Source organism: Litoreibacter sp. (genome assembly GCF_058136045.1).
Genome location: NZ_JBYVDD010000007.1, coordinates 160,352 through 186,554 on the forward strand (window position 1 = coordinate 160,352; position 26,203 = coordinate 186,554).

Genomic DNA, 26,203 nt, shown 5'->3' on the forward strand with positions numbered 1-26,203 from the left:
GTTTTAAGTCGGCGCGCCAAGTGAGGCTGGCAGTTCTTCTTCTACCGTCTCAAATGAGGTCCCCGCCGCCACAAGGCAGGTCATGCCATTGGGATGGGTGACCGTTATGGTCCAAGAGCCAGTGTCGCCAGAGGCATGTAGTTCAACGATGCCATTGTTGGCGGCCAACCCCATAGATCGGCGGGTTTCGCCATATTGGGCAGTGAGTTTTTTCATCACCACGCCACGTTCTGCACACATGTTGCGGGCCTGAGCCGCGGCCATATCAGCCGCAAAAATCAACGCTGCGAAGCCAAGCGAGAGACCAAAGAGATGTTTTGTCATTTCCACGTTCCTTTGCAAATGGCTGCGCGGTTTTTGGGCGCGGCCGGGCTATTGCCTAAAGTTGGCTCGAACATTGGCCATTCTGGTCAGGTCACGCATGTTTTGCGTGCTCAGTCGATCATCCGAAGCAACGCCCTTAGGATTGATCCAAGCGGCAAAGATTGTGTTAAGGCAGCGCCCGCAGCTCATGGTTAGGCGAACCTTTTTACCGATAACTTGAGATAACTTTAAGAAGTAAGCCGTGCGTAGGCCCGGTAAGGCACCGTGCGGCGCTCATTTTCTGCGATGCGGCAAAAGAGCGGTTGCGGCTCGTGCGCCTGTGTGGTGAGTAATAAAATAACAAAACAGGAGTTGAATTCGATGCAAAACGTCGCGCAGCCTTACCGTTCCGTGCTCTATATCCCCGGGTCCAAGACCCGTGCGCTGGAGAAAGCGAAAACCTTGGCTGTGGACGCCATCATCTTTGATCTTGAGGATGCTGTTGCCCCCGACGAGAAGGCTGCGGCACGCGAATTGCTGGCTGAGACATTGAAGAGTACGGATTACGGTTCGCGCAAATGCATTGTTCGGGTAAATTCTGGCGACACAGAATGGGGTGCGGCAGATTTGGAGGCCTTCATTGATGTGGCCCCCGATGCGATTTTACTGCCCAAGGTAGAAGACGCGGCGGTGGTCGCGGCCTTGGCTGCGCGCCTAAAGGGCAAGACCACAATCTGGGCCATGATGGAAACCCCGCGCGGCATCTTGAACGCGGCGGCCATAGCGGCGGCCCCGAAGATGGCGGGCTTTGTGATGGGAACGAATGACTTGGCCAAAGACCTGAACTCGCGTGGGCGTGCGGCGATGGTGACAAGTTTGCAAATGTGCCTTCTGGCGGCGCGCGCCGAGGGGCTGGTCTGTGTCGATGGCGTATATAACGCGTTCAAAGACGAGGACGGGTTGCGCGCGGAATGCGTTGAAGGCCGCGACATGGGATTTGACGGAAAAACCCTGATCCACCCGGCGCAAGTGGCGGTGACGAATGCGGTGTTTGGCCCCTCGCAAGAAGAGCTGGATTTGGCGCGCCGCCAGATCAAAGCCTACAACGCCGCCAAGGCTGAAGGCCAAGGCGTTGCAGTTGTGGATGGCAAAATCGTAGAAAACCTGCATGTTGAGACAGCGACGCGACTTTTAGCCAAAGCGGACGCCATCAACTTGTTGGAGGGTGTATGACATTACTACTTATCGGGGTCTTTGAGTGGACCTTTGTGCATTGGTTGAAACGCCTTGTGCCAAACCTGCGCGCGGCAATGACGCAACGCATGGGCGAGGCGTCTAAGGGCGTTATTGCTGTCTTGATTGTTATGTCGCTAATTTTGATGGTTTGGGGATATCGACAGTCGGACTTTGTTGAGGTTTGGTCGCCACCTAACTTTTTCGGACACATCAATAACCTGCTGATGTTATTGGTGTTCTACTTCTATGGGGCCTCGGCCGCGAAGGGGGCTAAGGTGTGGCTTGGCACGAAAATTCGCCATCCTCAGTTGGCAGGGTTTAGCATCTGGGCGGTGGCGCATTTGTTGGCAAACGGGGATTTGGCCTCGGTTGTTTTGTTCGGTGGGTTGCTGATCTGGGCGCAAGGCTCGATCTTTTTGATCAACCGTGATCAAGGCCCATGGATCCGCCCGGAGCGTGCGCCATTTAAGAAAGAAATCGTGTTGGTTGTCATTACATTGGTGCTGTTTAGCGTGGTGGCTGGTATCCATTTGGTACTGGGTGTTAGCCCGTTTGGAGGCGTGTGATGAAGATTTACCGATTGCTAACAGAGGATGATACATCCGCGTTTTGCCATAAGGTATCGCTGGCATTGTCTAAGGGGTGGGAGCTGCATGGCAGCCCGACTTATGCGTTTGATGCGTCTAATGGCGTGATGCGTTGCGGGCAGGCTGTGACGAAAGAAATAGAGGGCGAATACAGCCCCGAGATGAAGCTGGGGGCGCAATAATGAGCAAGACAAATTCGGGACGTTTTTTTGAGGATTACCGCGTTGGCGAAGTGATCGAGCACGCCGTGCCACGCACGTTATCGGGGGGCGAGCGGGCGATGTATCACGCGCTATACCCTGCGCGCCACGCGTTCTATTCATCCGATGAGTTCGCGCGTGATTGTGGGCTGCATGAGGCCCCGCTGGACGATTTGATTGCGTTCCATACGGTGTTTGGCAAGACGGTGCCCGATATTTCGCTGAATGCGGTGGCCAATCTGGGCTATGCCGAGGGGCGGTTCTTGAAGCCTGTGCATGTGGGCGACACGATCAGCGCGCGCTCGGAAGTGATTGGGGTGAAACAGAACTCCAGCGGTAAAACTGGCGTGGTTTGGGTGCGCACGACGGGCACCAATCACTTGGATGAAGATGTGTTGAGCTATGTGCGTTGGGTCATGGTGCGCAAGCGCGATGCGAGCGCGCCTGCGCCTGAGACGGTGGTGCCTGAGTTGTCAAATACAGTGGCGGCCAGTGATCTGGTGGTGCCAGAGGGGCTGAGCTTTGAGGGGTATAACTTTGCCCAAGCAGGCGAGCCGCACCGGTTGGGTGATTACCAAGTGGGCGAGCGGATTGACCATGTGGACGCGGTCACGATTGAAGAGGCCGAGCATATGTTGGCCACCCGCATGTGGCAAAACACGGCCAAGGTGCATTTTGATGCCACCGCGCGCGAGGGTGGGCGGCTGATCTATGGCGGGCATGTGATCTCGCTGGCGCGTGCGCTGTCGTTTAACGGCTTGGCCAATGCGCAAATCATAGCTGGCTTGAACGCGGGCGCACATGCGAACCCGTGCAGCGCAGGCGATACAATCAAAGCGTGGTCCGAGGTGTTGGACGTGGCGCAAACCGATGCGCCGGGCATTGGTGCGATCCGGCTCAGGCTGGTGGCACAAAAGGCGGAAGCCGCGCCCTTCTCGCTGAAAGGTGAGGATGGGAAATACCTTCCCGGCGTATTGCTGGACTTGGATTACTGGGCGTTGATGCCAGTATAATAATGCTTTCAGGACGCATCAAACGGTGGACCGGTCGCGCGCATCAGCGTGTTGGCGCTAAAATACGCGAGGCTGCGCTACGTGATATGCATGCTGGCCGGGTTGGCGAGGTATCGTTTAGCACGCGAATTGCACAGGGCCTTGCGGGGGTGATTGTCGCGCTGCCTTTTGTGCTTATGGCGGCGGGCATTGCTATCATGGCCGCCGATTTTCCAAACCTGCTATATATAGTGCTTGGGGCGATGTCGCTGGGCATGGGCATTTATGTGCGACCAAGGCGCTGGCGTCTTGAGGGGGCCTTTAAGGGCCGCGAAGATATGCCCGAGATGTTTGCCTTATGCGATGAGATTACACAGCGGTTAGGTGGGAAGCCAATCACCAAGGTACAGCTCAAGTCTGAACTGAACGCGTATTCAATTGATGCGGCAGGAGAGCGGGTGTTGGGAATGGGTGTGGCGTTATGGTTGGTGCTAAGCCCACAAGAGCGCGTTGCGGTTATTGCACATGAGGTGTCGCATCAGGTGAACGGGGATCAAGCGCGTAGGGGCGTGTTGCATACGGGGCTGCAATCGCTCGAGCGGTGGTATTTTCTGTTTGGGAACAGCCATGTTGTTGACCACGAGGGCTATTATATCCGTGAACACGGGATTGAGGACGCGATTGGCGGCGGCATCATGGCGGTGATAGCCACAGGGATAGAGTGGGTATGGCTGCTGCTGAGCCGGCTAAGCTTTCTTGATAGTCAGCGAGCGGAATATCTGGCCGATGGGATCGCCGCGCGGGCGGGGGGTATCAAAGCGGGGCAAAGCACCTTGCGAAAGCTGTGCTATGCGCCCTTGCTTGAGAAAGCCGCCCGCGAGATGGCCCCGGCACGCATTCCAAGCGGAACCGCATATTTCGAGCAGCTTTGCCGGCAATTGATTGAGGCTGCGCCAAAGCAGCGCGCCGCGCTGGAGGCAAGCTGCAAGGCAGAGGGTCATTGCGTCGATGTGAGCCATCCACCGACATTCGAGCGGATAAGTTTCTTGGAACAACTTTCAAAGCCGCCAGAGGCTCCGGTGGCCTATCGCGATGGCTTAGACGCGGAAATGGCGCCTTATATTGAAGAGATAGGTGCCGAGATGTTGCTGTGTCTTGAGGTACAATAACCAAGTTAAACGCTTGGGTTTATTTGTGATCACAGTCTGGAAAAGTGTGATCACAAAGGTAAAAAATCACCGATTCTGCTGCAAAACGCCGCAATATTCGGTATTTGGGGGGCGTGACTCACTGCGTTAATTGTCTAATAATACCGGGCAAATAACGTAGCAAACGTATCGTAGCAAAAACGAAGGACGCGCCATGGCTGACGTCAATCGGGGAAAAAGACCTCTTTCCCCTCACATTTCTATCTATCGCCCGCAATGGACGTCGATTACGTCGATCCTGACACGGATCACGGGAAACGCGCTGATCGTGGCCTCTGTGCTGATCGTTTGGTGGTTTCTTGCCGCCAGTTACGGCGAAGATTACTTCAACACAGCCAACGGGTTCCTGACCAGTTGGTTTGGGGATTTGATCCTGCTCGGCTCGCTTTGGGCTGTTTGGTATCACTTTCTGGCGGGCTTGCGTCACCTATACTGGGCCAGCGGACGTGGTTTTGAATTGGATGCCGCTAAGAAGCTGGCGTATGGCGTGGTGATTGGCAGCTTTGTGCTGACGATCGTTACAGCCATCATTTTGTGAGGGGGCTGACATGTCATATTTAACCGATCGTAAACGCGCTGCTGGCTTGGGTTCGGCCCGGGCAGGGACAGAGCATCACTGGTCCATCATGGTGTCCGCCGTTGCTATGGCGATTTTGCTGCCGCTGTTCATTTTCACCTTCGGGCGCATCTTGGGCGCGCCTTATGCAGAGGTGATCGCTTATTTTGAGCGCCCGTTCCCAGCCATTGTTGCAGCCCTGACCATCTTGGCCAGCATGATGCACTTCAAGGCGGGTGTGCAGGCATTGCTTGAGGATTACGTCAAAGGCACAGCACGCGAAATCGCGGTCATCTTGTCGGTTTGCTTCTCCTACGCCATCGCCGGGGTTGGCCTTTTCGCCATTGCCCGCATTGCTCTTTAATCGGAAGGCCCCTTAGACATGGCTGCTTACGAATACGAAACTCACGAATATGACGTTGTTGTAGTTGGTGCTGGTGGCGCTGGCTTGCGGGCTACATTGGGTATGGCCGAGCAGGGCCTGCGCACTGCCTGCGTCACCAAGGTTTTCCCGACACGTTCCCATACTGTTGCAGCGCAGGGCGGCATTGCCGCATCGCTGTCGAATATGGGGCCGGACAATTGGCAGTGGCATATGTACGATACCGTCAAGGGATCCGACTGGCTGGGCGACATGGACGCGATGGAATATCTGGTGCGTGAGGCCCCCAAAGCGGTCTACGAGCTGGAGCATTACGGTGTGCCGTTTTCGCGCACCGAAGAGGGCAAGATTTACCAACGCCCCTTTGGTGGTCACACAACTGAATTTGGCGAAGGCCCCCCTGTGCAGCGGACGTGTGCCGCGGCTGACCGGACGGGTCACGCGATTTTGCACACGCTTTACGGCCAATCGCTGAAGCATAACGCGGAATTCTATATTGAATACTTCGCCATCGACCTGATCATGGATGATGACGGCGTATGTACCGGCGTGATGTGCTGGAAGTTGGATGACGGCACGATGCACCTGTTTAGCGCCAAGATGGTTGTGCTGGCGACGGGCGGCTATGGCCGTGCGTTCTTCTCGGCGACATCTGCGCATACCTGCACAGGTGACGGTGGCGGTATGGTGGCGCGCGCAGGTCTGCCATTGCAAGACATGGAGTTTGTGCAATTCCACCCGACGGGGATTTACGGTTCTGGCTGTTTGATCACTGAGGGCGCACGCGGCGAGGGCGGTTATCTGACCAATTCCGAGGGCGAGCGGTTCATGGAGCGCTATGCGCCGACCTATAAAGACTTGGCGTCGCGCGACGTGGTTTCGCGCTGCATGACGATGGAAATTCGCGAAGGGCGCGGTGTGGGCGAGCAATCGGATCACATCCATTTGCACCTGAACCATTTGCCACCGGAAACCTTGGCAGAGCGTTTGCCGGGTATCTCGGAGAGCGCACGCATTTTTGCTGGCGTGGATTTGACCAAAGAGCCGATCCCTGTGTTGCCAACAGTGCACTACAATATGGGCGGCATTCCGACGAATTACTGGGGTGAGGTTTTGAACCCGACCGCCGACGATCCTGAACGTATCTCACCGGGCCTGATGGCCGTGGGCGAGGCGGGCTGTGCCTCGGTTCACGGGGCAAATCGCCTTGGCTCCAATTCGCTGATTGATCTGGTGGTATTTGGTCGTGCAGCGGCCATTCGGACCGCCGAGATTGTGAAAGCAGGTACGCCGAACCCAGAGATGCCGCAAAAATCTATCGACGCGGCGTTGGATCGTTTCGACGGGCTGCGCCATGCAAAAGGCAATGTTACAACGGCAGAACTGCGCCTTGAGATGCAGAAAACCATGCAAGCTGATGCTGCTGTGTTCCGCACGGATAAGTCGTTGGCCGAGGGCGTGGTCAAGATGGAGGCCGTTGCCTCCAAGATGGATGATTTGCAGGTGTCCGACCGCTCGCTGGTGTGGAACTCGGATTTGATGGAGACGCTGGAGCTGGCCAACCTGATGCCGAATGCTTTGGCGACAATCGTGGGCGCAGAGGCGCGCAAGGAAAGCCGTGGTGCGCATGCGCATGAGGATTATCCTGATCGTGACGATAAGAACTGGCGCAAGCACTCGCTTTCGACCATCGACGGAAACAAAGTGGCGTTGACCTATCGCGGAGTGCATCTTGATCCGTTGACGCCTGAAAGCGATGGCGGGATCAAATTGAAAACGATCGCCCCGAAAAAGCGCGTATACTAATGCGCTGGGCGGCCCTCTTTTTGGCGCTTGCTGCTTGTGCCCCTGTTCCGGTTTCACCGCAGCGGGCAGCTGAGTTGTGTCGCGAAGAAGTGGGGTTGGCTGACGGCGTTCAGGGTCATGTGGGCGTGGGTGTTGGCACGGGAGGCGGCAAGGCGCGCGGCTCAATCACGGTGGCGGATAAAGTGTTTCGCCCGCAGTCGCCGGATCAGGCGTTTGAGGCCTGCGTCGACCGCCGCGTGAATGGCAAGCCGCAACCGACGACGTTTGGGATCACGATAGGGGCCTCGACATGAAGAAGTTTGCGATTTTGATGATACTCGCGGGGTGTGTGCAGCCTGCGTTGGACGAGCCGACGCAAGCCAGCGAGCAATCTATTGCGCGGTTTGTGGCAGATGTATCGCCGGAGTTGACGCCAGAGCAGCAGGCGGCGGCGTCCAACTGTGGTGCGCAAAATACGACTTCCGAGGAGCTGCAACGCCTGTCAGCCGTGGGTGAGGTTTTGGATGCGGCGACAACGGGTTTGATCTCGGAGATTATGACACGCGACGGCACGTTGGCGTGTCTGGAATTGAACGGGGTTCCGCTCTGAGTGATGTAGCTGGCATACGACGGGCTGCGCGCGATGAGGGCTTTACCCTACATCCGTGGAAGACGCGCCCACCTTACCTGAAGGGGTATGGTTTTGCGCCCGACTACGTGATTGACGTGGGCGTGCATGACGGCACGCCGTGGCTATACCGCAGCTTTCCCGATGCGCATTTTGTGCTGGTTGATCCGCAAGCGGAATGCGAGGCAGCGGTGAAGGCTGGCGTGTCGCCCAAACGGTTTGATTTTCGCGCGGTGGCCTTGGGGGCTGCGCAGGGCAAGGCTATGCTGAGCGTGCCCGAGACCGAACCGGGCAAGGGCGGCGCAATGGCGAGCCTGATGGAGCGCACGGATAAGTTGGTCGATAGTTTTACGGATGTGGCCAAGCGTGAGGTGCCGGTCATTACGCTAGATATGTTGGCGGCGGATTTGCAGGGCCGCATCGGGCTGAAAATCGACACCGAAGGCTTTGAGCTGGATGTGTTGCAAGGTGGCTCGGAGACATTGAAGCGCTGCGATTTTGTGATTGTCGAGATGTCGGTGACGCATCGGTTTAAGGGTGTAGCACCGCCTTCTGCGATGATTGCAGAGTTGGCAAAATCGGGGCTGGAATTTCGCGATGTGCTGGCGGTGGCCGCACATGCGGGCAAAAAGGCGCAGCCGCGTCATATGGATGTTTTATTTACAAGGTGGGCCGAATGAAGCGGATCTCAATTTTAGCACTCGTGTCGCTTATGGGTTTAAGTGCCTGCGGCGAGGACGGCTTGGCCGATCAATTGGCGCGTAAAGAGGCCAAAGATGCAATCAGCCCGGTCTTGGCAAAACGCTTCCCCGGCGTGCCGCTGGAGCCTGCCACCGATTGCGTGATCAATAACGCCTCGGCCGGAGAAATTTTAACGCTGGCGAAGGCTGGTGTGACGGGTATTGGCCCGAACGAGACCCAGCTGGTGGTTGAAATTGCCACCCGCCCCGAAACTATACAATGTCTTTTGAAAGACGGCTTTGCGCCGTTTTTGACGTAGGAGAGCAACATGGTTGAACTGACCCTTCCCAAGAATTCGAAAATCATGGGTGGCAAAACGTGGCCGAAGCCCGCGGGTGCTACCAATGTGCGCAAGTTTCAGATTTATCGCTGGAGCCCGGATGACGGCAAGAACCCGTCGGTGGACACGTATTTTGTTGATATGGATAAATGCGGCCCGATGGTTCTGGACGCGCTGATCAAGATCAAGAACGAGATTGACCCGACGCTAACATTCCGGCGGTCTTGCCGTGAAGGGATTTGTGGCTCCTGTGCGATGAATATTGACGGGATCAACACGCTGGCCTGTATTTACGGCATGGACGAGATCAAGGGTGATGTAAAAATCTACCCGCTGCCACACCTGCCTGTGATCAAGGATTTGATCCCCGACCTGACGCATTTCTACGCACAGCATGCGTCGATCATGCCGTGGTTGGAAACCAAAACTAACCGCCCCGCGAAAGAATGGCGTCAAACCATTGAGGACCGCAAAAAGCTGGATGGCCTGTATGAATGCGTGATGTGCGCGTCGTGCTCGACCTCCTGCCCATCGTACTGGTGGAACGGCGACCGCTACCTCGGGCCAGCCGCATTGCTGCACGCCTATCGCTGGATCATCGACAGCCGTGACGAGGCAACGGGCGAGCGTCTGGACGAGTTGGAAGACCCGTTCAAGCTGTACCGCTGCCACACGATCATGAACTGCGCCAAGACTTGTCCCAAGGGTTTGAACCCGGCCAAGGCAATTGGTGAGATCAAAAAGATGATGGTCGAACGCCGCGTTTAATCATAATACTCCGGGGTAGTAACTTCGGAGTATTTTTATGAGATCTATTGGTTTTCGTTTTCTTATTGTCGGTCTGCTGACCGTTTTGATGTTTGTCCCGTTATTTTTGGCGGGCGAGGTGATCGACGCGCGTGCAGATCACAGTCGTAACACTGTATCCTCGGCCGGGGAGGAATGGGGTGGCCCGCAATTGGTTTCTGGGCCGCAGATTTATATCCCTGTGAAGGGGCCCGTTACGCGCAAGGAAAAGCGTGAAGTGGCGAAGATCGTGGATGGCAAAGAAGTCATCACAACAGAAGAATACGAGATCACCGAGGTTAAGTATAAGCGCGCGATTTATCTTTATCCCAATAATTATGATTTCACTTTGGGTTCTGAAACGCAAACCCGTGCACGCGGTGTGTTTCGTGTGCCAGTCTATGTGGCGACGGCGCATATCAAATCTACGTTTGATTTCAGCACGGTCACGGATGAAGTTTTTGAGGATGAAGAAATTTTATGGGCCGACGCTAAGCTTCGGGTATCGCTACGATCCAACAAGGCGTTACGCGGTGCCGCGACGCTGCTTGTGGATGGCAAGGATGTACAGCTAGAGCCGATAACGGGCAGTCGCAGCGATACCAACCCCGGCATTATGGCCGAGATTGGCGACCCACGGAAAACCTCGCAATATGATCTGGAGCTTGGCTTTAACGGTGCTGGCAGCTTTGAGGTGACGCCTGTCGGGCGAACCTCGCGCGTTGTGTTCAAAAGCGATTGGCCGCATCCCAGCTTCTCAGGGGCCTTCTTGCCAAATACGCGCACGGTCAGCGAGCAAGGCTTTGAGGCGGAATGGCTGATCCCGCATCTAGCGCGTAACCTGCCGCAAATATCGCGTGAAAATTCGGATCAGACTGCGCGCACGCAGACGGCTTTCGGAGTTGAGTTTTTCCAGCCCAATGACTTCTACCAAAAAGCCTACCGCGCGGCGCGCTATGGCATTTTGTTCATCGCGTTGACCTTCCTGACCGTGCTGCTGATTGAAGACCGCACTGGCCGCCCGACCCATCCGGTGCAATATATTTTCATTGGCTTGGCGCAGTCTTTGTTTGTGCTGTTGATGGTCGCTTATTCCGAGCAAATCGGCTTTACGGCGGCCTATGGAGTCTCAGCCGGCGCGACGATTATTTTGCTGACGTTGTTTGGCTATGTGGGCATGAAACTGGGTGTGCGGTCTGCCGTTTTGGGCGTGATGTTGCTGCTGCTTTACGGGGTGTTGTACCTGATCTTGCGCAGTGCAGATTACGCGCTTCTGGCAGGCTCCACCCTAGCGTTCGTGGCGCTGGCAGGCACGATGTACCTGACACGCAACGAGGATTGGTACGGCGAGCCGGGGCATGGGGTGATGGATTGGTTGAACGGAAAAACACCGCCAGCATCGCCGCCGCCGTCCGTGGATGAAACCTAAGCCGGGGTTGGATTTGAGAGCTCTACGGGGGTGCGGCGTCGAAGTGGCACCCCGTTTAGCAACAGGGCCAGCACCGGCACCCGTTTGACGATCAGGTGATGGGTTGGCAGCTTGATTGCCAAGGTGCAGATGATCAAAGCCGCGAATAATGCGCCGCCTTCCAGCCCGATGGCGGTGAGGGGCGCTAGCAATGTATGCAGCACCAACCATTGCAAGATGTAGGTGGTTAACGCGCCCTGTGAGATGAAAGACCACAGCGGCGTGGCGCGGTGGAAGAACCGACGGAACGCCCAGAGCAAGCCGAAGCTGATGGCAGCAGTGCTAGAGGCAATGCGCGCGGCGTGCAGCATGTGGTGTGCCGTCGTGCCAGGGGTGGCCCAGCCGTCGATCATGGCCAGCCAGAAAATGGCGGCAATCACAAAGGGCAGGGGACCGGGGCGATGTATGGCCTCCCACGCTTTTGGATGTTGAAACAGGGCCAGACCAGTGATGAACGCCCAGCCATATTTGGTGAAGCCGTCAAAGGGGGCGGGCAGGTCCAAGCCAATGGTCGCGGCGAGGGCCATTTGCACCGTGACGGCGACAAGGGTGATCGCGGTGGCGATGTAGGGTGCCGGGATGCTGGGTGAGGTTAAACGCCCCCATGTGGCAGAGCGTAGACCGCGCAAGATCAGCGGCACCGCGCAGATAAAGCCCATCAGGCTGAACAGAAACCACAGATGCACAAAGAGGCGGCCAGATAGGGCGCGTGACACCACGTCTTGCGCCCACTCAGCGCTAAACTCGCCGTGGATGAGGGCTAGGGTGGCCGGATTTACCAGCAATAACCCTGTTGCCAACGGCCAAGCTAAGCGGCGCAAACGGTCGCGTAAATGTGGCCAGATCGGGCCATCGGGCAGGGTTGCTGCCATGACATAGCCAGAGATAATGAAGAACGTCCCCATGCAAAAATTGTAGATAAACACGGCAAAAGGCGCGGCAGGGGCGTAGTCGATCAGGTAGTAAGCATGTAGCACCACGACGAAGATCATGCACATGGCACGCAGGTGGTCTAGGTAAGTGATACGCATGAATTTTGCCCCTTTCATGCAGGGATAAATCATACGAATTCGTCAAAAATAGGACCGATTTCAACCTAGCAGTAGCGCTCTACCCCGATGATTTGCGCGTCAGAGTAACGGTCGCCATGCGCCCATCCAATGGGCAGAAGTTTTTGGATTTTGTTTCGATCCTGATCTGTAAAAATGACCGCATTGCCTTGAGCCAGTTGCTCTAGATGCGCGCGACTGCGGGTGCCGGGGATCGGGATTAGGTGCGCACCTTGATCCAGCGCCCATGCGATGGCGGCGGCGGCGGGGCTCCAACCGCGTGTCGTGCAAAAGGCGCGGAATGCGTTGATGGTTTTGCAGTTGGCGGTGAAGTTTTCCCCAAGGAACCGTGGCTGAGCATTGCGAAAATCCGTCTGGGAAAATGTGCCCGGATTGGGGAGTGTATCGGCAAACATACCGCGCGCGACGGGTGAGAAGGGAACGAAGGCCACGCCCAGTTCGGCACAGGTTTGGATCATGCCCATCTCGGGCTGACGGGTCCAAAGGGAGTACTCGCTTTGAATGGCTGTGACTGGGTGCACGGTGTGGGCGCGACGCAGGGAACTCGGAGCTATTTCAGAGAACCCAAAGCCGCCGATCAACCCCTCTTTAATGAATTTCGCAAGGGTATGTGCAACGTCTTCTATGGGGCGCTCAGCCTCGCGGCGGTGAACATAATAGAGGTCAATGTAGTCAACCCCGAGCCGCTTCATGGATCCGGCAAGCGCGGTGCGCAGGGCGGTTTCCGAATTATTAAAATGGCGCGTTGGCTGCGCGATGATCCCGCCTTTGGTAGCGATTTTGAATCCGTGTCCGGGGTTCATCTTGAGGTAGGAGCCGATTATTTTCTCGGATTGACCAAGGCCATATAGCTCGGCGGTGTCCAGAAAGGTGACACCTAAATCACGAGCGGCGTCCAGGGTGTCATGCGATGTGGCCTCGTCGGTTTTACCATAAAATCCGGCAAAACTCATACAGCCAAGACCTATTGCCCCGACCATTGGACCGCGGGTCCCTAGCTGGCGTTGTTTCATCAGAAAGCTGCTTCTAGTGCGATTTCAACCATATCCCCGAAGCTTTTTTCGCGGTCCTCAGAGGGCAGAGCTTCGCCAGTGATCAAGTGGTCGGATACGGTCAGAATAGCCAAGGCGCGGCGGTCATAGCGGGCGGCGAGAGTGTAGAGTTCGGCCGCCTCCATTTCCACGGCGAGAACGCCATGGCGGGTCATTTGCTCGTTCAAGTCTGGGCGCTCGTCATAGAAAATATCTGATGAATAGATGCCGCCTACATGGGTGGATACGCTGCGTGCCTCGGCCGCGTGGAAGGCTGAGTGCAGCAAGTTCCAATCGCATGTGGGGGCGAATTGCAGTTCTTTGAAAATACCGCGCGAGGGTGTGGTCAGGGTTGAGGCGGTGGTGGCGAGGATCACGTCGCGCAGGTTGATTTTCTCCTGCATTGCACCGCATGAGCCGATGCGGATCAGGGTTTGGGCGTTGTAGTCTTTGATCAACTCATTGGCATAGATGGACAGGGACGGCATCCCCATGCCAGAGCCCTGAATGGTGACGCGATTGCCTTTCCACATGCCGGTGAAGCCCAACATGCCGCGCACTTCGTTAATCAGTTTTGGATTTTCAAGGAAGGTCTCGGCCGCCCATTTAGCGCGGTATGGATCACCGGGCATCAGAACAGTTTCAGCGATATCGCCGGGTTTGGCACCGATATGAATGGTCATGGGTAAGGCTCCTAAAGATCAGGTTTTCCCCATCATATCAGCCCTATTGTGCGGGCGCGAGCGCCTGTTGTGTGGCAATCGTATTGGCGGCTGTAAAACCGACCATATGGCGGCTATCTTCGTCCCAAAGTTTCAGTTTGAGGCAGTGCAGGCTGTCGCGAAATGTGACCCGGTTTGTGGCTGCTAATTCTGGGTGGTCGGCTAAAACTTCGGGCAAGCGATAGAACGCAATGCGCGCGTATAAGTGGTGCACATGATGGATGCCAACATTGCAGGTGAACCAGTTTAGCCAGCTTGGTAAAACGTAATAGCTGGAGCCATAAAGGGCAGCATCAAGGACGCTCCAATCTTCTTGGTGGTCCCAACGCCCTCGAATTGATGCTGGATATAGAACACCCAAACGCCACACGAGGCCCCGATCAAGGTTGAGGGCACGAAAATATATAGGATCGGGTCCCAGCCGCCAAACGCATAGATAATGCCTAAAACAATGGCGATAGACAGGTTGGTGCCCATGGCGCTGACCCAATATTCGCGGCGATCCATCAAGCGAACTGGCAGGCGGTATTCCAAAAAGAATGAGTAAAACGGGCCGAATGCCAAGAGGAAATAAGGGTTGCGATACAGCCGGTACGCGGCCTTCCAAAACGGAGTTTTGGCGTTGTATTCTGCCACTGTCAGGGTCAACAAGTCACCCATTTCGCGGCGATCAAGATTGCCATGGGTGGCATGGTGCACATCGTGTTTTTTGGCCCAAACGGCGGCGGGCGCGATGCAGATCACGCCAAGGCAACGCCCCAGCCAGCGATTGGCGCGCCAGGATTTGAAAATTGCGCCATGGCCGCAATCATGCTGAATAGCAAAAATGCGCATCATCAACATGCCTGTAAGGATAACTGTGGGAACCGTGAGCCAGTAAATTTGCGCCGATAGCGACCACCATGCAACGGCCCAAAGCGTGAAATATGGGACCAGAGTGCTGGCGAGCTCCCAGATCGAGCGCTTCAGAGAAGGTGTGCGGTAGTTTGCTAAAATTGGTATCCATTCACGGGCGGGGCGGCGTGTTTTCGGATCAGTGGCTTGCATGCTGCGGGCCTTTTAATACTTAACTTTAATAGTGGGGAGTATGGAATGGATCGTGATCTTGCTCAAGGCTGTGGTGTTTGGACCGCTTGGGGGGAAGTGCTGGACAAAGACGGGCAAGGCGATAGGCTTGCAATATTACAGGGTGGGTGACGCACGAGATGATGATTAAAGACTATATTATACCGCTTGGCGCGGGTGTGCTTGGAGCTTTCGCAACGGTTGCTGTGGGGTGGATGGGCGTATCTGAGCAGTCGAGGTTTAATAACGCAGTGCTGAGCGAAGATGCGGTTCAACAACGGATTGAAGAAGCGGTGGCGGCGTCTGAGTTGCGCAGCAATGTAGGGCAGGTCGGCGCGCGCTTGGCGTCACTGGAGGAGGATGTTGCGGATCAGGGGCGCGCGGTTTTGCGAGTTCAGCCATCGGCAGTGCGGGTGGCGGCGCTGGAGGCCCAGCTTTCGCAATTTAAAGACCAGCTCTCGAAACTTAAATCCGGGAATGGCTCGCGGTTAGGGTTCGTGTCACCAGATGAGGTGGCAGCGGTGCTGGCCGAGCAATATCGCGACGTTATTCGTGGCCCGCAAGGGCCTAGGGGGCAGCAAGGATTGCGCGGGGCAGACGGCCCTGCGGGTCTTGCCGGCGTGAGGGGCGAGCGAGGTGTCGCGGGCCTTTCTGGCGCGCCTGGCGCAGAAGGCCCCGTGGGGCCGGTTGGCGTAATTGGGCCGAAAGGGGCTGACGGCAGAAACGTGGATACCGCGAAGTTACTTGCCGCGATGAATGCGCGGGCGACGGGCGTGACAACTACAGCGCAAGCAGCGCGGGTGCCGCAGGCGGCGGGCCAGCCGATTGTTGTGAAGAAGAATACTTGTCTAGATGTCTCGGGAAAGCAGCCGATTGTGGGCGTGACGTTTGAAAGTGGTTCCTACATTTGCAATGGTTCAAACCCGATCTTGACGATGAGGTATTATCAAACGACTAGACTTCGGTTCAACTTTATTGGCCAAGGAGGCCAATACCTGCGTACTGGTGATAGCATCCCCCTAGATGTGGAGAAGTCACTTTTCTTTATTTTGAGTGAACTCGATGGAGAAACCAGTCGAATGGTGGGCAGTATCAGCGTGCGCTAACTACTCCGCCGCGATGCCTTTCGGGTCCACCAATGCGACCAGATCAACCATGATGCGGTTCAACTCGAAATCTTTGGGCGTGTAGACTTTGGCCACGCCCATCGCGCGCAGGTGGGTGGCGTCGTCTTCTGGGATGATGCCGCCGACAACGACGGGGATGTGGCCCAATCCTGCGGCTTTCATTTTGCCCATTAGGTCCTCGATCAACGGGATGTGAGAGCCGGACAGGATTGATAGGCCAACGACATGTGCCTGCTCTTTTACAGCGGCCTCGACAATCTCGTCGGGGGTCAGGCGGATGCCTTCATAGCTGATATCCATGCCGCAATCGCGTGCGCGCGTGGCAATCTGCTCGGCCCCGTTGGAGTGGCCGTCTAGGCCGGGTTTACCGACCAAAAACTTCAGGCGGCGACCCAGTTTGTCAGAGACAGCATCAACTTGAGCGCGAATATCGTCCAGCCCTTCGGTGCGGTTGGAGGGGTTGCGCGAGACGCCAGTAGGGCCGCGATATTGGCCGAACACTTGTCGGATCACGTCGCTCCATTCGCCGGTGGTGGCACCTGCTTTGGCGGCCTCGATGGTGGGGGCCATGATGTTGGTGCCGTCTTGTGCGGCTTGGTGAACCTTGGCAAGGGCAGCCTTAACGGCTGCGTTGTCGCGCGATGCGCGCCATGCGTTCAGGCGCGTGATTTGGTCAGCCTCGGCGTCGGCGTCGGCGACCATAATGGCCTCGTCGCCAGCGGTGAGCGGGCTTTCCTCGTGCTGTTGGAATTTGTTCACGCCAACAACGGTGGTTTGGCCGGTTTCGATGTTGCCAAGGCGCGCACTATTGGCCTCGACCAGCCGTGATTTCATATATTCAATCGCCTCGTTGGCGCCGCCCATCGCGTCAATCGTGGCCAGCTCGGCGCGGGCGCCAGCCTTGAGGGCTTCGACTTTTCGGTCAACGGCGGGGTTGCCATCAAACAGGTCGTCGAATTCCAAAAGGTCCGTCTCGAACGCCATGATTTGTTGCATCCGCAGCGACCATTGCTGGTCCCACGGGCGCGGCAGGCCAAGGGCCTCGTTCCATGCGGGCAATTGCACGGCGCGCGCGCGGGCGTTCTTGGAGAGGGTCACGGCGAGCATCTCGATCAAGATGCGGTAGACGTTATTTTCGGGCTGCTGCTCGGTCAGGCCAAGCGAGTTCACCTGCACACCATAGCGGAAACGGCGGAATTTGGGGTCTTGCACGCCATAGCGCTCAAGGGTGATTTCATCCCATAAATCTACAAAAGCGCGCATTTTGCACATCTCGGTCACGAACCGGATGCCTGCATTTACGAAGAAGGAAATGCGACCAACCATGGCGGGAAAATGCTCGGGCGGGACTTTGCCTTTGAGATCATCCAGCACGGCGGTGGCCGTGGCCAGCGCGAAGGCAAGTTCTTGCTCGGGCGTGGCTCCGGCCTCTTGCAGATGGTACGAGCAGACGTTCATCGGGTTCCATTTTGGCAGATGCTCGCGCGTATAAGCGGCGACATCGGTGATCATCCGCAAGCTGGGTTTTGGCGGGCAAATATATGTACCGCGCGACAGGTATTCCTTGATAAGGTCATTTTGCACCGTGCCTTGCAGGGCGGATACATCCGCGCCTTGCTCTTGCGCGGCGGCAATATAGAGGGCCAGCAACCAAGGGGCCGTGGCGTTGATCGTCATCGAGGTGTTCATCTGATCGAGCGGGATATCGTGGAACAAGGCACGCATATCGCCCAAATGCGCAACAGGAACGCCAACCTTGCCAACCTCGCCGCGCGCCAGAGTGTGATCGCTGTCATAGCCGGTTTGTGTCGGTAAATCGAAGGCGACGGAGAGGCCAGTTTGCCCCTTGGCGAGATTGCCCTTGTAGAGCGCGTTTGAGGCCTTGGCCGTTGAGTGCCCGGCATAGGTGCGAAACAACCAAGGACGATCCTTTTTAGGGGCGGTGGAGGTGTCGGAAGTGTCGGACATGGAGGGCCTCGCAGGAATCATGGCTTAGTAATATTATTGCTTAGTTTGATTGTTACTTGAAAGATTATATTAATGTCAACGCGCTGCATCGCAGCATGTCGGATTAACGGAGATTTACAAAGGATTTACCGAGGACGCAAACACTGCCACTGTCTTGAACTATGTTTAGTACAGTTGAAATGCCCGTCTGGGCTTTGGTTCTTATCGGGGTATTGGCCACGGTTACGGCAGCTTCGCATTTACTTTTCCCGTCAGTTCGGTGGTTTTTCAGGCGCAGGGCTGAACGGGTTGTTGGTCGCTTAAATGCGCGACTAGCCCGCCCGATCCAGCCGTTCAAACTGGCGCGGCGCCACGACATGATCCAGAATGTTCTGTATGATCCTGATGTGATCCGTGCGGTGAATGACTATGCCGACCAGATGGGCGTGCCCGACAATGTGGCTTTCGAAACGGCGGAGCGCTATGCCCGCGAGATTGTGCCGTCGTTCAGTGCCACGATATATTTCGGGCTGGGCACGCGGGTAGCCAAGTGGGTGTCGCGATCGCTTTATCGGGTGCGTGTGGTTAATACTGGCAGCGAGGCAATGGCCGATATCGACCCGCAGGCGACGGTGGTGTTCATTATGAATCACCGCTCCAACATGGATTATGTGTTGGTGACTTACCTAGCCGCGCGTGAGAGTGCGCTGTCTTATGCCGTGGGTGAATGGGCGCGTGGCTGGCCCTTGCGCCCGTTGATCAAGATGATGGGTGGCTACTTTATCCGGCGGAAAAACCTTAACCCGCTCTATCGCAGGGTTCTGGCGCGTTATGTGCAGCTTTCGACGAAGGAGGGTGTTGCGCAAGCGGTATTCCCTGAAGGGGGATTGTCGCGGACCGGCGGGTTAGGGCAGCCGAAACTTGGCTTGATCAGCTATATTATAGATGGGTTTGATCCTGCGGGGACGCGCGATGTTGTGTTCGTGCCGGTGGGTCTGAATTATGACAGGGTGCTGGAAGACCGGGTTTTAATCTCGGCTGCGGGCGAGAAGTCTGCGCGCTTTAAGTTCAGGATTGCTCATGTGGCAAAATACGTTGGCAGGCACTTGTGGCAACGGGTGACAGGGCGATTTCATCGTTTGGGGTTTGCTGCCGTGGCTTTTGGGCAGCCCGTGTCATTGAAGGCGTTTCTGACGGAGAACCCGGAGGATACAACCATGAAACTTGGGGCGGAGCTTATGACCCGCGTCAGTCGGGTTGTGCCAATCCTGCCGGTGCCTTTGGTCTGTCGCTTTCTGCTGGATGCGCAGGGCGCGATAAAGGTCACCGAGATTGTGACTAGGTTTACGGCTGATATTGCGAAATACGGTGGTGAGCAGCGGGAGCTGTGCTTGCCGGTAGAAAATGAGAGCGATGTCTGCACGCGCGCAGTGGAGGAGGCATTACGCATGTTGGAGGTTCGCGGACTTATCCGGCAAGTGGGGGGCATGGTCGAGGTGAGTGACAAGGCACCTGAAGTGATCGGCTATTATGCCTCTTCAATAGCCCATTTCGACGCGACATAAAATTACAAAAATACCCAAACTGGGGTTGTATTGTTACTTTGACGTTTGTATCTCTTCTTTATTGGCGATGCAGCATTTGATTCTGCGTCGCGGCACGAAATGATGGGGAACGCCTACCATGGCCCTAGATACGCAGGACGATATGATGGACAATAGTGCAGATAAAAAAGACCTCTATGAGGTCGGTGAAATTCCCCCGATGGGTCACGTCCCTGCGAAAATGTATGCGTGGGCCATTCGGCGCGACCGGCATGGTGACCCAGAAGACAGTTTCCTAAATGAGGTGGTTGAGACACCTGCGATTGACAGCCATGAAGTGTTGATTTTGGTGATGGCCGCTGGCGTGAATTATAATGGCGTCTGGGCGGGGCTTGGTGTGCCAATCAGCCCGTTTGATGTGCATAAAGCTGATTATCATATTGCGGGATCGGATGCTGCGGGCATCATTTGGGCCGTTGGCGATAAGGTAAAGCGTTGGAAAGTGGGCGACGAAGTGGTTGTGCATTGCAACCAAGATGATGGCGATGATGAGGAATGTAACGGTGGTGATCCGATGTTCTCGACCAGCCAACGGATTTGGGGCTATGAGACACCTGACGGGTCATTTGCGCAGTTTACGCGTGTGCAGGCCCAGCAAATTATGCCGCGCCCTCAGCACCTTAGCTGGGAAGAAAGTGCGTGCTATACACTGACGTTGGCCACAGCTTACCGGATGTTATTTGGCCATCACCCGCATGAATTGAAGCCGGGTCAGAACGTATTGATCTGGGGTGCGTCAGGCGGATTGGGCTCGTTCGCAGTGCAATTGGCCAATACGGCCGGGGCAAATGCGATTGGTGTGATCTCGGATGAGGACAAGCGCGAATTCGTGATGGGATTGGGTGCAAAGGGCGTCATCAACCGCAAAGATTTCAATTGCTGGGGCCAAATGCCCACCGTGAACACGCCTGAATATAAAGAATGGTTCGGTGAAGTGCGCAAATTTGGCAAAGCCATTTGGGACATCACAGGCAAGGGTAACAACGTCGATATGGTGTTTGAGCACCCCGGTGAGGCGACGTTCCCTGTGTCTGTATTCGTGTGCAAAAAGGGTGGCATGATCGTGATTTGTGCAGGGACAACGGGCTATAATTTGACAATGGATGCGCGGTATTTGTGGATGCATCAAAAGCGCGTCCAAGGGTCTCACTTTGCCCATCTCAAACAGGCGGCTGCGGCGAATAAGCTGATGGTCGAGCGTCGCTTGGATCCCTGCATGTCCGAAGTGTTTCCATGGAATGAAATTCCAAAGGCACACACCAAGATGCTGCGCAATGAACATAAGCCGGGGAACATGGCCGTTTTGGTGTCAGCGCCGCGCACAGGCTTGACAACCTTTGAAGATACGCTTGAGGCTAGCCGCGAGGGTTGACCTTACTAGGCGACCCTTTCAAAAGCCCGCGAATCGCCGGATTTCGCGGGCTTTTCTGTGCTCAAAATTTAGGCAATCCAAATCCACCAAAAGCTTACCAAAACCTGACTCGCTATTTATGGGGAGGGTTAATTAGCGAATATTTTCGGCGATATTCCGCTGTTAACCTAGTTGTTAACGGATGATTAACCCTTTCGGAAGGATAGTGTTCATGACGAATGACTGGATTATTGACGTCTTGATGGACCTTAAGAAGTTCTCAGCTAGTAATGAATTGGATTACTTAGCTGAGCACCTCGACGATACGATCATGGTTGCAACAACTGAGCTCGCATCGCCGGCCCGATCACGGCGCCGTTTGGCAGGTGAGATTGAACAAACTCATAGACATGCAAGAAGCTCTTTCACAGGCGACAACGCTTGAAGAAGTCCAGACTTTTGTTGATGGGCTGCGCGATGTCTATGATATCGAACATCTCGTCTACCACTCTGTTAACAGCACGGGCGAGCAATATGCGGCACTGACCTATGATGCCGATTGGGTTGAGCGCTATGTTGAAAAAGACTATGCCCGCATAGATCCGGTGGTCCAAGGTTGCTATCGCCAGTTCCGCCCTATTGACTGGAAAGCGTTAGACTGGTCGCCCAAACCTGCCCGAAATTTTCTTGGCGAAGCAATCGCTGCGGGCGTTGGCAATCAAGGGTTTAGTGTTCCAATTCGGGGGCCAAGCGGGCAATTTGCCCTGTTCTCGGTGAACCAAAAATGCAGCGATGACACATGGGAAAAGTTCACCAACGAACGGGTTGGGGAATTACTTTTGATCTCCCATTATCTCAATGAGAAAGCCTTGCAGATAGAAGGAAATCCCGACCGTGGTCCCATTCGGTCATTGTCACCGCGTGAAAAGGACGCGCTGACGTTGCTTGCCACGGGGGCCACCCGTGCAAATATTGCAGAGACCCTTAAGATTTCCGAGAGCACGTTGCGCGTGTATATTGAGAGTGCGCGCTTCAAGCTGGGCGCGGCAAATACAACGCACGCTGTGGCCATGGCGCTGACACATGGCCTGATAGTCGTTTAAATTTGTTGCAAATTCTAACTATCTGCGGACGCAGCTTTGATCTGAGCTTAATAAAACTTTGCGATCTCCATCCTCCCGACCCGGATGGAGTTCCAAATGATCAGATACCTTTACGGCGACCAGATGACGGCCTACCCAAAACTTGAAGACAGCATGTTGCGCGACCGCGCAGTGCAATTTCATGACCGCCTTAAGTGGGAGGTGAGCGTGGACGAGCGTGGATATGAGCGTGATCAATATGACGCCCTGAACCCGCTTTATGTGATCTGGGAGCGTCCTGATGGTTTGCATGGTGGCTCTATGAGGTTTCTGCCCACGACGGGGGAGACGATGCTGAACGACTTCTTTGCGCATCTGGCGGGGGGGCCGTTGACGGCTCCGCGTGTTTGGGAAACGACGCGGTTTTGTATCTCTCCGTCGAGTAAAGATGGCGGGCGTATCGCCGCGTTGTTGATGATGGCAGGTGCACAGCTGGGCTTGGGGCGTGGGCTGACGCATACGGTTGGCGTGTTCGATGCACGGATGGTTCGGATATATCGTAAACTTGGCTGGGCGCCCGAGGTGCTGGGGTCCGAAGGGCAGGGGCGCGATGCAATTAGCGCTGGGTTGTGGGAGTTTACGCCTGAAATCCTGTCCCTAATGGCGGGCAAGGCAGGGGTCTCGATCGAGGTCGCAAGGCATTGGTATAATCGTGCCTTCGGACACGAAGAGGTGGCAATTGCGGCCTGATCGCACTGGCAAATCACCGGGGTGCGAGATAGGGTCCGCCTATGTCACGCACCCCCATAAATATTGTCTTTTCTGACGATCAAGCCGAAGCCTATGATGCCATTGCCGAGGTTATGGCTGGCGCGGGGGTAGATATGTTGGAGGGGCATACGACCCCTTTGAACGAGGCCAAAAGCCAGGTTATGGCGATTGTTGGCAAGGCGGGGTCGGGCAAGACATTGCTGCTGGCAAAGATGGTTGAGGCGGTTCAAGAGGCGGGCGTTGATCTGATCTCAGGCGACTACGATGGTAAGCCGCGCAAAGACCGCCGCACAATTGCGGTGCTGGCCCCGACCAATAAGGCGGCAAGTGTGCTGCGCAACCGTGGTGTGCCTGCGACAACGATCCACCGAATTTTATACACCCCATTATATGACCCCGAGTATGAGCGGATTGCTGAGTGGTTGGCCGGGCAAGGTGAAAAGCCCGAAGTTGAGGGTATTACAGATGTGGCACTGGAGCGTGCGCGGCTGTTTTATGCCAACAACAAATCCATCCCCGGTGCACTGGCCGCGGCGGGACTGAAAGGGTCTGACTTTATTCAAGGCTGGAAGCGGCGTGAAGACCCATTGGATATCGGGTTTATTGATGAATCCTCGATGCTTGATGAGAAGCAATATGAAGATTTGAGGGAAATTTTTCCGACGCTGATCCTGTTTGGTGATCCGGCGCAATTGGCCCCTGTCGGTCAATCTGGTGCAATGGTGTTTGACAAACTCAAGGACGGCCGCCGGTTGGAGTTGTCGCGTGTACACCGCCAAACGCAGGACAATCCGATCCTTGATCTGGCCCATGCCTTAGCGGACCCGACCATTAATTTTAACGCGTTTGACCAAATGGTGCGTGAGGCGGCCGCTAAGGATGACCGTGTGGTCTACGCGGAACGGGCCGAGGCGGATTTAATGGCCCGCTCGCCTGTTCTGGTCTGGCGCAATGCGACGCGCATCCGGCTAATTCAGGCGTTTCGGGGGGCTTATGGCGCGACCGTGGACACGTTGCTTCCGGGTGAGCCGCTGATTTGTGACGGGATTGAGCTGCCTGCAAAACACCGCAAAAAACGGATTGATCTTGAGGCGCGTGGCCTGATTAAGGGCGCGCAGGTGGTTTATATGGGACCGGGGAACAAGCCCGGGTTTTCACGGCTGCATGTGATTGGCGCGGAAGACCCGCAGGTTTCTGCCGCCTCGATCATCAAGATTGAAGCGCCGGGTGAAGAAGAGCCGTTCATCCCTTTTGCAGCCCGCATGGGCGCGGCTTTTCTACATGGTGCGGCGGTAACAATTCACAAGGCGCAGGGCTCGCAATGGGATACGGTTCAGGTCTTCGCGCCGGATTTATATGCTGCCGCGCGTGCTGGGCGCGAAGAGGCGGGGCAGCCGCTGTGGAAACGGCTTGCATATGTTGCAATTACCCGTGCTGAAAACCGGCTTATGTGGATCACGCGAAACATGTTGGCGCGCCCAACCGGGGCGTTGCGCACGGATGATTTGCCCAAAAGCGCGGCACGTTTAGAGCTGACTGTTGAAGATAGTGACGCTGACTAGAAGCGGATGTAGCGGAAGACGGCGGAGGCCATCCAGCCTGCGACGATTGCGATGAACAGTGACAACAAACCATAAGCCAGCGGTTTGTTGTGGGCCAGATCATAAATCCAGCGCTCTAGCCCGACTTTGTTGACGCTGATTATGGTCTCATATTCATCAATCACCAATCCGTCGCGAACCAAAAATATGCGGGTGTTGTACGGCCCTTCAACCAGATTGGCGGGCAGGTCGATCGTGGTTGAAAAGAGTGTTTGATCGTGGAACGTCACGGTACTGTCGAGCTGTTGATACAGGTTTTTACCAGTGCGGATACGGATCAGAGCCTCGGTGAATTCGGCAGTATTGGCGACATCGGAAGGCGCTCCGACCGATCGAATTGCGCGGGGAATGGAGACTGCGTGGCGCAGGTCTTCGACCTCTGACAGCAGCGTCTCCAATATCCCACTGGAGGCCACGGCGTAGAAACTGGGGGCCAGATCCACCTCGACCGAGGCTGTGTTTACCCAGATACCAAACCGGCGGGCTTTCTTACGGACGCTGACTGATTTTTGGGGTCCCGAGACGGCAATGATGACGTCTAAAGGGCTACCTTCTGGCGGCGTATCTCGCTTGACTGCGCCATAAATCAAGATGTCGGAACCATCGAAATTGGCTGTGATGGCAACCTCGTCCCGCGACAGATCTGCGACGACTTGCTCCGCAAATACAGGGGCTGCAATGAGGCTGAATACGAGTAAAAGAGCGCGGATCACGAGTGGCCACCGCTACCTAGCGAGAAAAGCTCCGTCGGCTCAATCAGCAGATCAAGCGCCAGTTTTGCGCAGACCGCGATGACCATAATGGACAGCAAAATGCGTAACTGTTCGGCTTTCAGCTTTACGCCGATGCGCGTGCCGATTTGTGCACCAATCACCCCGCCAACCAGCAACAAAACGGCCAGCGCCATATCCACGGTATAGTTGGTGGTGGCGTGTAGCAGGGTGGTGAACGCAGTCACAAAGATGATCTGAAACAGGGAGGTGCCGACCACAACCTTGGTGGGCATTCCCAACAGATAGATCATTGCAGGCACCATCACAAAGCCGCCGCCAACCCCCATGATTGCGGCCAGAATGCCAACAAACAGGCCAACCACAATGGGCGGAATGACCGATATATACAGGCCGGAGGTGCGAAATTTGGTCTTGAAGGGCAGGGCGTGAATCCAGCCGTGTTTCTTGCGCGGCGGCAGCGCTTTGGGGTTTTTTGAGCGGCGAATAGCGCGCAGGCTCTCAAAAAACATCAACCCGCCGATAACGCCAAGAAACAGCACGTAGCAAAGTTTCACCAGAAGATCGACTTGGCCCATCTCGCGCAGGATGGCGAAGACTTGCACGCCGATTGCCGCCCCAACCAAGCCGCCAATCAGCAGCACGAGGCCCATTTTCAGATCAACGGTTTTGCGCTTGAAATGTGCTAGGACACCGGAAAACGACGAGGCAACAATTTGGTTGGCTTCGGTGGCCACGGCCACGGCTGGCGGAATGCCTATGAAGAACAACAATGGGGTCATCAGGAAGCCGCCGCCAACGCCGAACATGCCCGACAAGATGCCCACAATTCCGCCAAGGCCCAACAACAAGAAGGCGTTGACCGAGACCTCGGCAATTGGGAGGTAGATTTGCATGGGCTTTCTTAGCCTCCGGCAACTGGACTGAGCAAATCAAAAATGTGAGTCCA

30 protein-coding genes are annotated in these 26,203 nt (G+C 55.8%); 21 read left to right on the plus strand and 9 right to left on the minus strand.

Going from position 1 to position 26,203, the window contains the following annotated elements; genetic code table 11:
* Positions 1–3: 3 nt before the first annotated feature.
* A complete protein-coding gene (locus AC3Y7R_RS11505) occupies positions 4–324 on the minus strand; it encodes a hypothetical protein (protein ID WP_490042191.1) in 321 nt (106 codons plus the stop codon).
* A 360-nt stretch (positions 325–684) separates the two neighbouring features.
* Between AC3Y7R_RS11505 and AC3Y7R_RS11510 the strand changes: the two genes are divergently transcribed.
* The 14 genes from AC3Y7R_RS11510 (at position 685) to creD (ending at position 11,113) form a co-directional block, all read left to right on the plus strand.
* Complete coding sequence (locus tag AC3Y7R_RS11510; protein ID WP_490042192.1) at positions 685–1,536, plus strand: HpcH/HpaI aldolase/citrate lyase family protein; 852 nt, start codon at positions 685–687, stop codon at positions 1,534–1,536.
* On the plus strand, positions 1,533–2,105 hold the full coding sequence (locus tag AC3Y7R_RS11515; protein WP_490042193.1) for an NnrU family protein: 573 nt from the start codon (positions 1,533–1,535) through the stop codon (positions 2,103–2,105). The genes AC3Y7R_RS11510 and AC3Y7R_RS11515 overlap by 4 nt, the downstream gene beginning before the upstream one ends.
* Entirely contained in the window at positions 2,105–2,308 is a 204-nt protein-coding gene (locus AC3Y7R_RS11520) for a DUF1737 domain-containing protein (RefSeq protein WP_490042194.1), read from the plus strand. Before AC3Y7R_RS11515 ends, AC3Y7R_RS11520 begins: the two co-directional genes overlap by 1 nt.
* Positions 2,308–3,339 (plus strand): MaoC family dehydratase, encoded by a 1,032-nt coding sequence (locus AC3Y7R_RS11525; protein WP_490042195.1) that lies wholly within the window; start codon positions 2,308–2,310, stop codon positions 3,337–3,339. The genes AC3Y7R_RS11520 and AC3Y7R_RS11525 overlap by 1 nt, the downstream gene beginning before the upstream one ends.
* Before the next feature lie 2 nt (positions 3,340–3,341).
* Positions 3,342–4,487 (plus strand): M48 family metallopeptidase, encoded by a 1,146-nt coding sequence (locus AC3Y7R_RS11530; protein ID WP_490042196.1) that lies wholly within the window; start codon positions 3,342–3,344, stop codon positions 4,485–4,487.
* A gap of 193 nt (positions 4,488–4,680) precedes the next feature.
* The gene (gene sdhC, locus AC3Y7R_RS11535; protein ID WP_490042197.1) at positions 4,681–5,064 is read left to right on the plus strand and encodes a succinate dehydrogenase, cytochrome b556 subunit; all 384 of its coding nucleotides are present in this window, start codon (positions 4,681–4,683) and stop codon (positions 5,062–5,064) included.
* Between the two features lie 10 nt (positions 5,065–5,074).
* Positions 5,075–5,446 (plus strand): succinate dehydrogenase, hydrophobic membrane anchor protein, encoded by a 372-nt coding sequence (gene sdhD / locus AC3Y7R_RS11540; RefSeq protein ID WP_490042198.1) that lies wholly within the window; start codon positions 5,075–5,077, stop codon positions 5,444–5,446.
* An 18-nt stretch (positions 5,447–5,464) separates the two neighbouring features.
* A complete protein-coding gene (gene sdhA / locus AC3Y7R_RS11545) occupies positions 5,465–7,270 on the plus strand; it encodes a succinate dehydrogenase flavoprotein subunit (protein ID WP_490042199.1) in 1,806 nt (601 codons plus the stop codon).
* Positions 7,270–7,563 carry a hypothetical protein gene (locus AC3Y7R_RS11550; protein ID WP_490042200.1) on the plus strand — a complete coding sequence of 98 codons (294 nt, stop codon included), beginning with the start codon at positions 7,270–7,272 and terminating at the stop codon, positions 7,561–7,563. The genes sdhA and AC3Y7R_RS11550 overlap by 1 nt, the downstream gene beginning before the upstream one ends.
* Positions 7,560–7,859, plus strand: coding sequence for a hypothetical protein (locus AC3Y7R_RS11555; RefSeq protein WP_490042201.1), 300 nt, complete (start codon positions 7,560–7,562; stop codon positions 7,857–7,859). The genes AC3Y7R_RS11550 and AC3Y7R_RS11555 overlap by 4 nt, the downstream gene beginning before the upstream one ends.
* Positions 7,829–8,557: an FkbM family methyltransferase gene (locus tag AC3Y7R_RS11560; protein ID WP_490042202.1), complete on the plus strand. Its 729-nt coding sequence runs from the start codon at positions 7,829–7,831 to the stop codon at positions 8,555–8,557. The genes AC3Y7R_RS11555 and AC3Y7R_RS11560 overlap by 31 nt, the downstream gene beginning before the upstream one ends.
* The gene (locus tag AC3Y7R_RS11565; RefSeq protein ID WP_490042203.1) at positions 8,554–8,877 is read left to right on the plus strand and encodes a succinate dehydrogenase; all 324 of its coding nucleotides are present in this window, start codon (positions 8,554–8,556) and stop codon (positions 8,875–8,877) included. The genes AC3Y7R_RS11560 and AC3Y7R_RS11565 overlap by 4 nt, the downstream gene beginning before the upstream one ends.
* A 9-nt stretch (positions 8,878–8,886) precedes the next feature.
* Entirely contained in the window at positions 8,887–9,666 is a 780-nt protein-coding gene (locus AC3Y7R_RS11570; protein ID WP_490042204.1) for a succinate dehydrogenase iron-sulfur subunit, read from the plus strand.
* Between the two features lie 37 nt (positions 9,667–9,703).
* Complete coding sequence (gene creD / locus AC3Y7R_RS11575; protein WP_490042205.1) at positions 9,704–11,113, plus strand: cell envelope integrity protein CreD; 1,410 nt, start codon at positions 9,704–9,706, stop codon at positions 11,111–11,113.
* On the opposite strand, the gene AC3Y7R_RS11580 is transcribed toward creD, so the two are convergent.
* The 5 genes from AC3Y7R_RS11580 to AC3Y7R_RS11600 form a co-directional block, all read right to left on the minus strand.
* Entirely contained in the window at positions 11,110–12,183 is a 1,074-nt protein-coding gene (locus AC3Y7R_RS11580) for an acyltransferase family protein (protein ID WP_490042206.1), read from the minus strand. The two genes, creD and AC3Y7R_RS11580, sit on opposite strands and share 4 nt — an antisense overlap.
* A gap of 65 nt (positions 12,184–12,248) precedes the next feature.
* Complete coding sequence (locus AC3Y7R_RS11585; RefSeq protein ID WP_490042207.1) at positions 12,249–13,235, minus strand: aldo/keto reductase; 987 nt, start codon at positions 13,233–13,235, stop codon at positions 12,249–12,251.
* On the minus strand, positions 13,235–13,936 hold the full coding sequence (deoD, locus tag AC3Y7R_RS11590; RefSeq protein WP_490042208.1) for a purine-nucleoside phosphorylase: 702 nt from the start codon (positions 13,934–13,936) through the stop codon (positions 13,235–13,237). The genes AC3Y7R_RS11585 and deoD overlap by 1 nt, the downstream gene beginning before the upstream one ends.
* Positions 13,937–13,979: 43 nt before the next feature.
* Positions 13,980–14,336 (minus strand): fatty acid desaturase, encoded by a 357-nt coding sequence (locus AC3Y7R_RS11595; RefSeq protein WP_490042209.1) that lies wholly within the window; start codon positions 14,334–14,336, stop codon positions 13,980–13,982.
* Complete coding sequence (locus AC3Y7R_RS11600) at positions 14,222–15,022, minus strand: fatty acid desaturase family protein (RefSeq protein WP_490042210.1); 801 nt, start codon at positions 15,020–15,022, stop codon at positions 14,222–14,224. The genes AC3Y7R_RS11595 and AC3Y7R_RS11600 overlap by 115 nt, the downstream gene beginning before the upstream one ends.
* Before the next feature lie 161 nt (positions 15,023–15,183).
* Here AC3Y7R_RS11600 and AC3Y7R_RS11605 point away from each other — a divergent pair, with 161 nt between their 5' ends.
* Positions 15,184–16,146, plus strand: a complete 963-nt coding sequence (locus AC3Y7R_RS11605; protein ID WP_490042211.1) for a hypothetical protein — start codon at positions 15,184–15,186, stop codon at positions 16,144–16,146.
* On the opposite strand, the gene AC3Y7R_RS11610 is transcribed toward AC3Y7R_RS11605, so the two are convergent.
* Positions 16,147–18,135, minus strand: coding sequence for a methylmalonyl-CoA mutase family protein (locus AC3Y7R_RS11610; RefSeq protein WP_490042212.1), 1,989 nt, complete (start codon positions 18,133–18,135; stop codon positions 16,147–16,149).
* Between the two features lie 161 nt (positions 18,136–18,296).
* On the opposite strand from AC3Y7R_RS11610, the gene AC3Y7R_RS11615 reads away from it, so the two are divergent.
* The 6 genes from AC3Y7R_RS11615 to AC3Y7R_RS11640 all read left to right on the plus strand — a co-directional run bounded on the left by AC3Y7R_RS11615 (position 18,297) and on the right by AC3Y7R_RS11640 (position 24,484).
* On the plus strand, positions 18,297–19,679 hold the full coding sequence (locus tag AC3Y7R_RS11615; protein WP_490042213.1) for a 1-acyl-sn-glycerol-3-phosphate acyltransferase: 1,383 nt from the start codon (positions 18,297–18,299) through the stop codon (positions 19,677–19,679).
* A 118-nt stretch (positions 19,680–19,797) separates the two neighbouring features.
* On the plus strand, positions 19,798–21,090 hold the full coding sequence (gene ccrA, locus AC3Y7R_RS11620) for a crotonyl-CoA carboxylase/reductase (RefSeq protein WP_490042214.1): 1,293 nt from the start codon (positions 19,798–19,800) through the stop codon (positions 21,088–21,090).
* A 211-nt stretch (positions 21,091–21,301) separates the two neighbouring features.
* On the plus strand, positions 21,302–21,514 hold the full coding sequence (locus AC3Y7R_RS11625; protein WP_490042215.1) for a hypothetical protein: 213 nt from the start codon (positions 21,302–21,304) through the stop codon (positions 21,512–21,514).
* The gene (locus AC3Y7R_RS11630) at positions 21,480–22,172 is read left to right on the plus strand and encodes a helix-turn-helix transcriptional regulator (RefSeq protein WP_490042216.1); all 693 of its coding nucleotides are present in this window, start codon (positions 21,480–21,482) and stop codon (positions 22,170–22,172) included. Before AC3Y7R_RS11625 ends, AC3Y7R_RS11630 begins: the two co-directional genes overlap by 35 nt.
* A gap of 96 nt (positions 22,173–22,268) precedes the next feature.
* The gene (locus tag AC3Y7R_RS11635; protein ID WP_490042217.1) at positions 22,269–22,901 is read left to right on the plus strand and encodes an acyl-homoserine-lactone synthase; all 633 of its coding nucleotides are present in this window, start codon (positions 22,269–22,271) and stop codon (positions 22,899–22,901) included.
* Positions 22,902–22,942: 41 nt separating this feature from the next.
* Complete coding sequence (locus AC3Y7R_RS11640) at positions 22,943–24,484, plus strand: ATP-dependent DNA helicase (protein WP_490042218.1); 1,542 nt, start codon at positions 22,943–22,945, stop codon at positions 24,482–24,484.
* On the opposite strand, the gene AC3Y7R_RS11645 is transcribed toward AC3Y7R_RS11640, so the two are convergent.
* Positions 24,481–25,236 (minus strand): TIGR02186 family protein, encoded by a 756-nt coding sequence (locus tag AC3Y7R_RS11645; protein WP_490042219.1) that lies wholly within the window; start codon positions 25,234–25,236, stop codon positions 24,481–24,483. The genes AC3Y7R_RS11640 and AC3Y7R_RS11645 overlap by 4 nt on opposite strands.
* The gene (locus AC3Y7R_RS11650; protein ID WP_490042220.1) at positions 25,233–26,150 is read right to left on the minus strand and encodes a sulfite exporter TauE/SafE family protein; all 918 of its coding nucleotides are present in this window, start codon (positions 26,148–26,150) and stop codon (positions 25,233–25,235) included. Before AC3Y7R_RS11650 ends, AC3Y7R_RS11645 begins: the two co-directional genes overlap by 4 nt.
* Positions 26,151–26,203 lie beyond the last annotated feature (53 nt).

Coding starts and splice junctions, on each gene's coding strand:
- AC3Y7R_RS11505 (WP_490042191.1), bottom strand. CDS start 324: ATGACAAAACATCTCTTTGGTCTCTCGCTTGGCTTCGCAGCGTTGATT.
- AC3Y7R_RS11510 (WP_490042192.1), top strand. CDS start 685: ATGCAAAACGTCGCGCAGCCTTACCGTTCCGTGCTCTATATCCCCGGG.
- AC3Y7R_RS11515 (WP_490042193.1), top strand. CDS start 1,533: ATGACATTACTACTTATCGGGGTCTTTGAGTGGACCTTTGTGCATTGG.
- AC3Y7R_RS11520 (WP_490042194.1), top strand. CDS start 2,105: ATGAAGATTTACCGATTGCTAACAGAGGATGATACATCCGCGTTTTGC.
- AC3Y7R_RS11525 (WP_490042195.1), top strand. CDS start 2,308: ATGAGCAAGACAAATTCGGGACGTTTTTTTGAGGATTACCGCGTTGGC.
- AC3Y7R_RS11530 (WP_490042196.1), top strand. CDS start 3,342: ATGCTTTCAGGACGCATCAAACGGTGGACCGGTCGCGCGCATCAGCGT.
- sdhC (WP_490042197.1), top strand. CDS start 4,681: ATGGCTGACGTCAATCGGGGAAAAAGACCTCTTTCCCCTCACATTTCT.
- sdhD (WP_490042198.1), top strand. CDS start 5,075: ATGTCATATTTAACCGATCGTAAACGCGCTGCTGGCTTGGGTTCGGCC.
- sdhA (WP_490042199.1), top strand. CDS start 5,465: ATGGCTGCTTACGAATACGAAACTCACGAATATGACGTTGTTGTAGTT.
- AC3Y7R_RS11550 (WP_490042200.1), top strand. CDS start 7,270: ATGCGCTGGGCGGCCCTCTTTTTGGCGCTTGCTGCTTGTGCCCCTGTT.
- AC3Y7R_RS11555 (WP_490042201.1), top strand. CDS start 7,560: ATGAAGAAGTTTGCGATTTTGATGATACTCGCGGGGTGTGTGCAGCCT.
- AC3Y7R_RS11565 (WP_490042203.1), top strand. CDS start 8,554: ATGAAGCGGATCTCAATTTTAGCACTCGTGTCGCTTATGGGTTTAAGT.
- AC3Y7R_RS11570 (WP_490042204.1), top strand. CDS start 8,887: ATGGTTGAACTGACCCTTCCCAAGAATTCGAAAATCATGGGTGGCAAA.
- creD (WP_490042205.1), top strand. CDS start 9,704: ATGAGATCTATTGGTTTTCGTTTTCTTATTGTCGGTCTGCTGACCGTT.
- AC3Y7R_RS11580 (WP_490042206.1), bottom strand. CDS start 12,183: ATGCGTATCACTTACCTAGACCACCTGCGTGCCATGTGCATGATCTTC.
- AC3Y7R_RS11585 (WP_490042207.1), bottom strand. CDS start 13,235: ATGAAACAACGCCAGCTAGGGACCCGCGGTCCAATGGTCGGGGCAATA.
- deoD (WP_490042208.1), bottom strand. CDS start 13,936: ATGACCATTCATATCGGTGCCAAACCCGGCGATATCGCTGAAACTGTT.
- AC3Y7R_RS11600 (WP_490042210.1), bottom strand. CDS start 15,022: ATGCAAGCCACTGATCCGAAAACACGCCGCCCCGCCCGTGAATGGATA.
- AC3Y7R_RS11605 (WP_490042211.1), top strand. CDS start 15,184: ATGATTAAAGACTATATTATACCGCTTGGCGCGGGTGTGCTTGGAGCT.
- AC3Y7R_RS11610 (WP_490042212.1), bottom strand. CDS start 18,135: ATGTCCGACACTTCCGACACCTCCACCGCCCCTAAAAAGGATCGTCCT.
- AC3Y7R_RS11615 (WP_490042213.1), top strand. CDS start 18,297: ATGTTTAGTACAGTTGAAATGCCCGTCTGGGCTTTGGTTCTTATCGGG.
- ccrA (WP_490042214.1), top strand. CDS start 19,798: ATGGCCCTAGATACGCAGGACGATATGATGGACAATAGTGCAGATAAA.
- AC3Y7R_RS11625 (WP_490042215.1), top strand. CDS start 21,302: ATGACGAATGACTGGATTATTGACGTCTTGATGGACCTTAAGAAGTTC.
- AC3Y7R_RS11630 (WP_490042216.1), top strand. CDS start 21,480: ATGCAAGAAGCTCTTTCACAGGCGACAACGCTTGAAGAAGTCCAGACT.
- AC3Y7R_RS11635 (WP_490042217.1), top strand. CDS start 22,269: ATGATCAGATACCTTTACGGCGACCAGATGACGGCCTACCCAAAACTT.
- AC3Y7R_RS11640 (WP_490042218.1), top strand. CDS start 22,943: ATGTCACGCACCCCCATAAATATTGTCTTTTCTGACGATCAAGCCGAA.
- AC3Y7R_RS11650 (WP_490042220.1), bottom strand. CDS start 26,150: ATGCAAATCTACCTCCCAATTGCCGAGGTCTCGGTCAACGCCTTCTTG.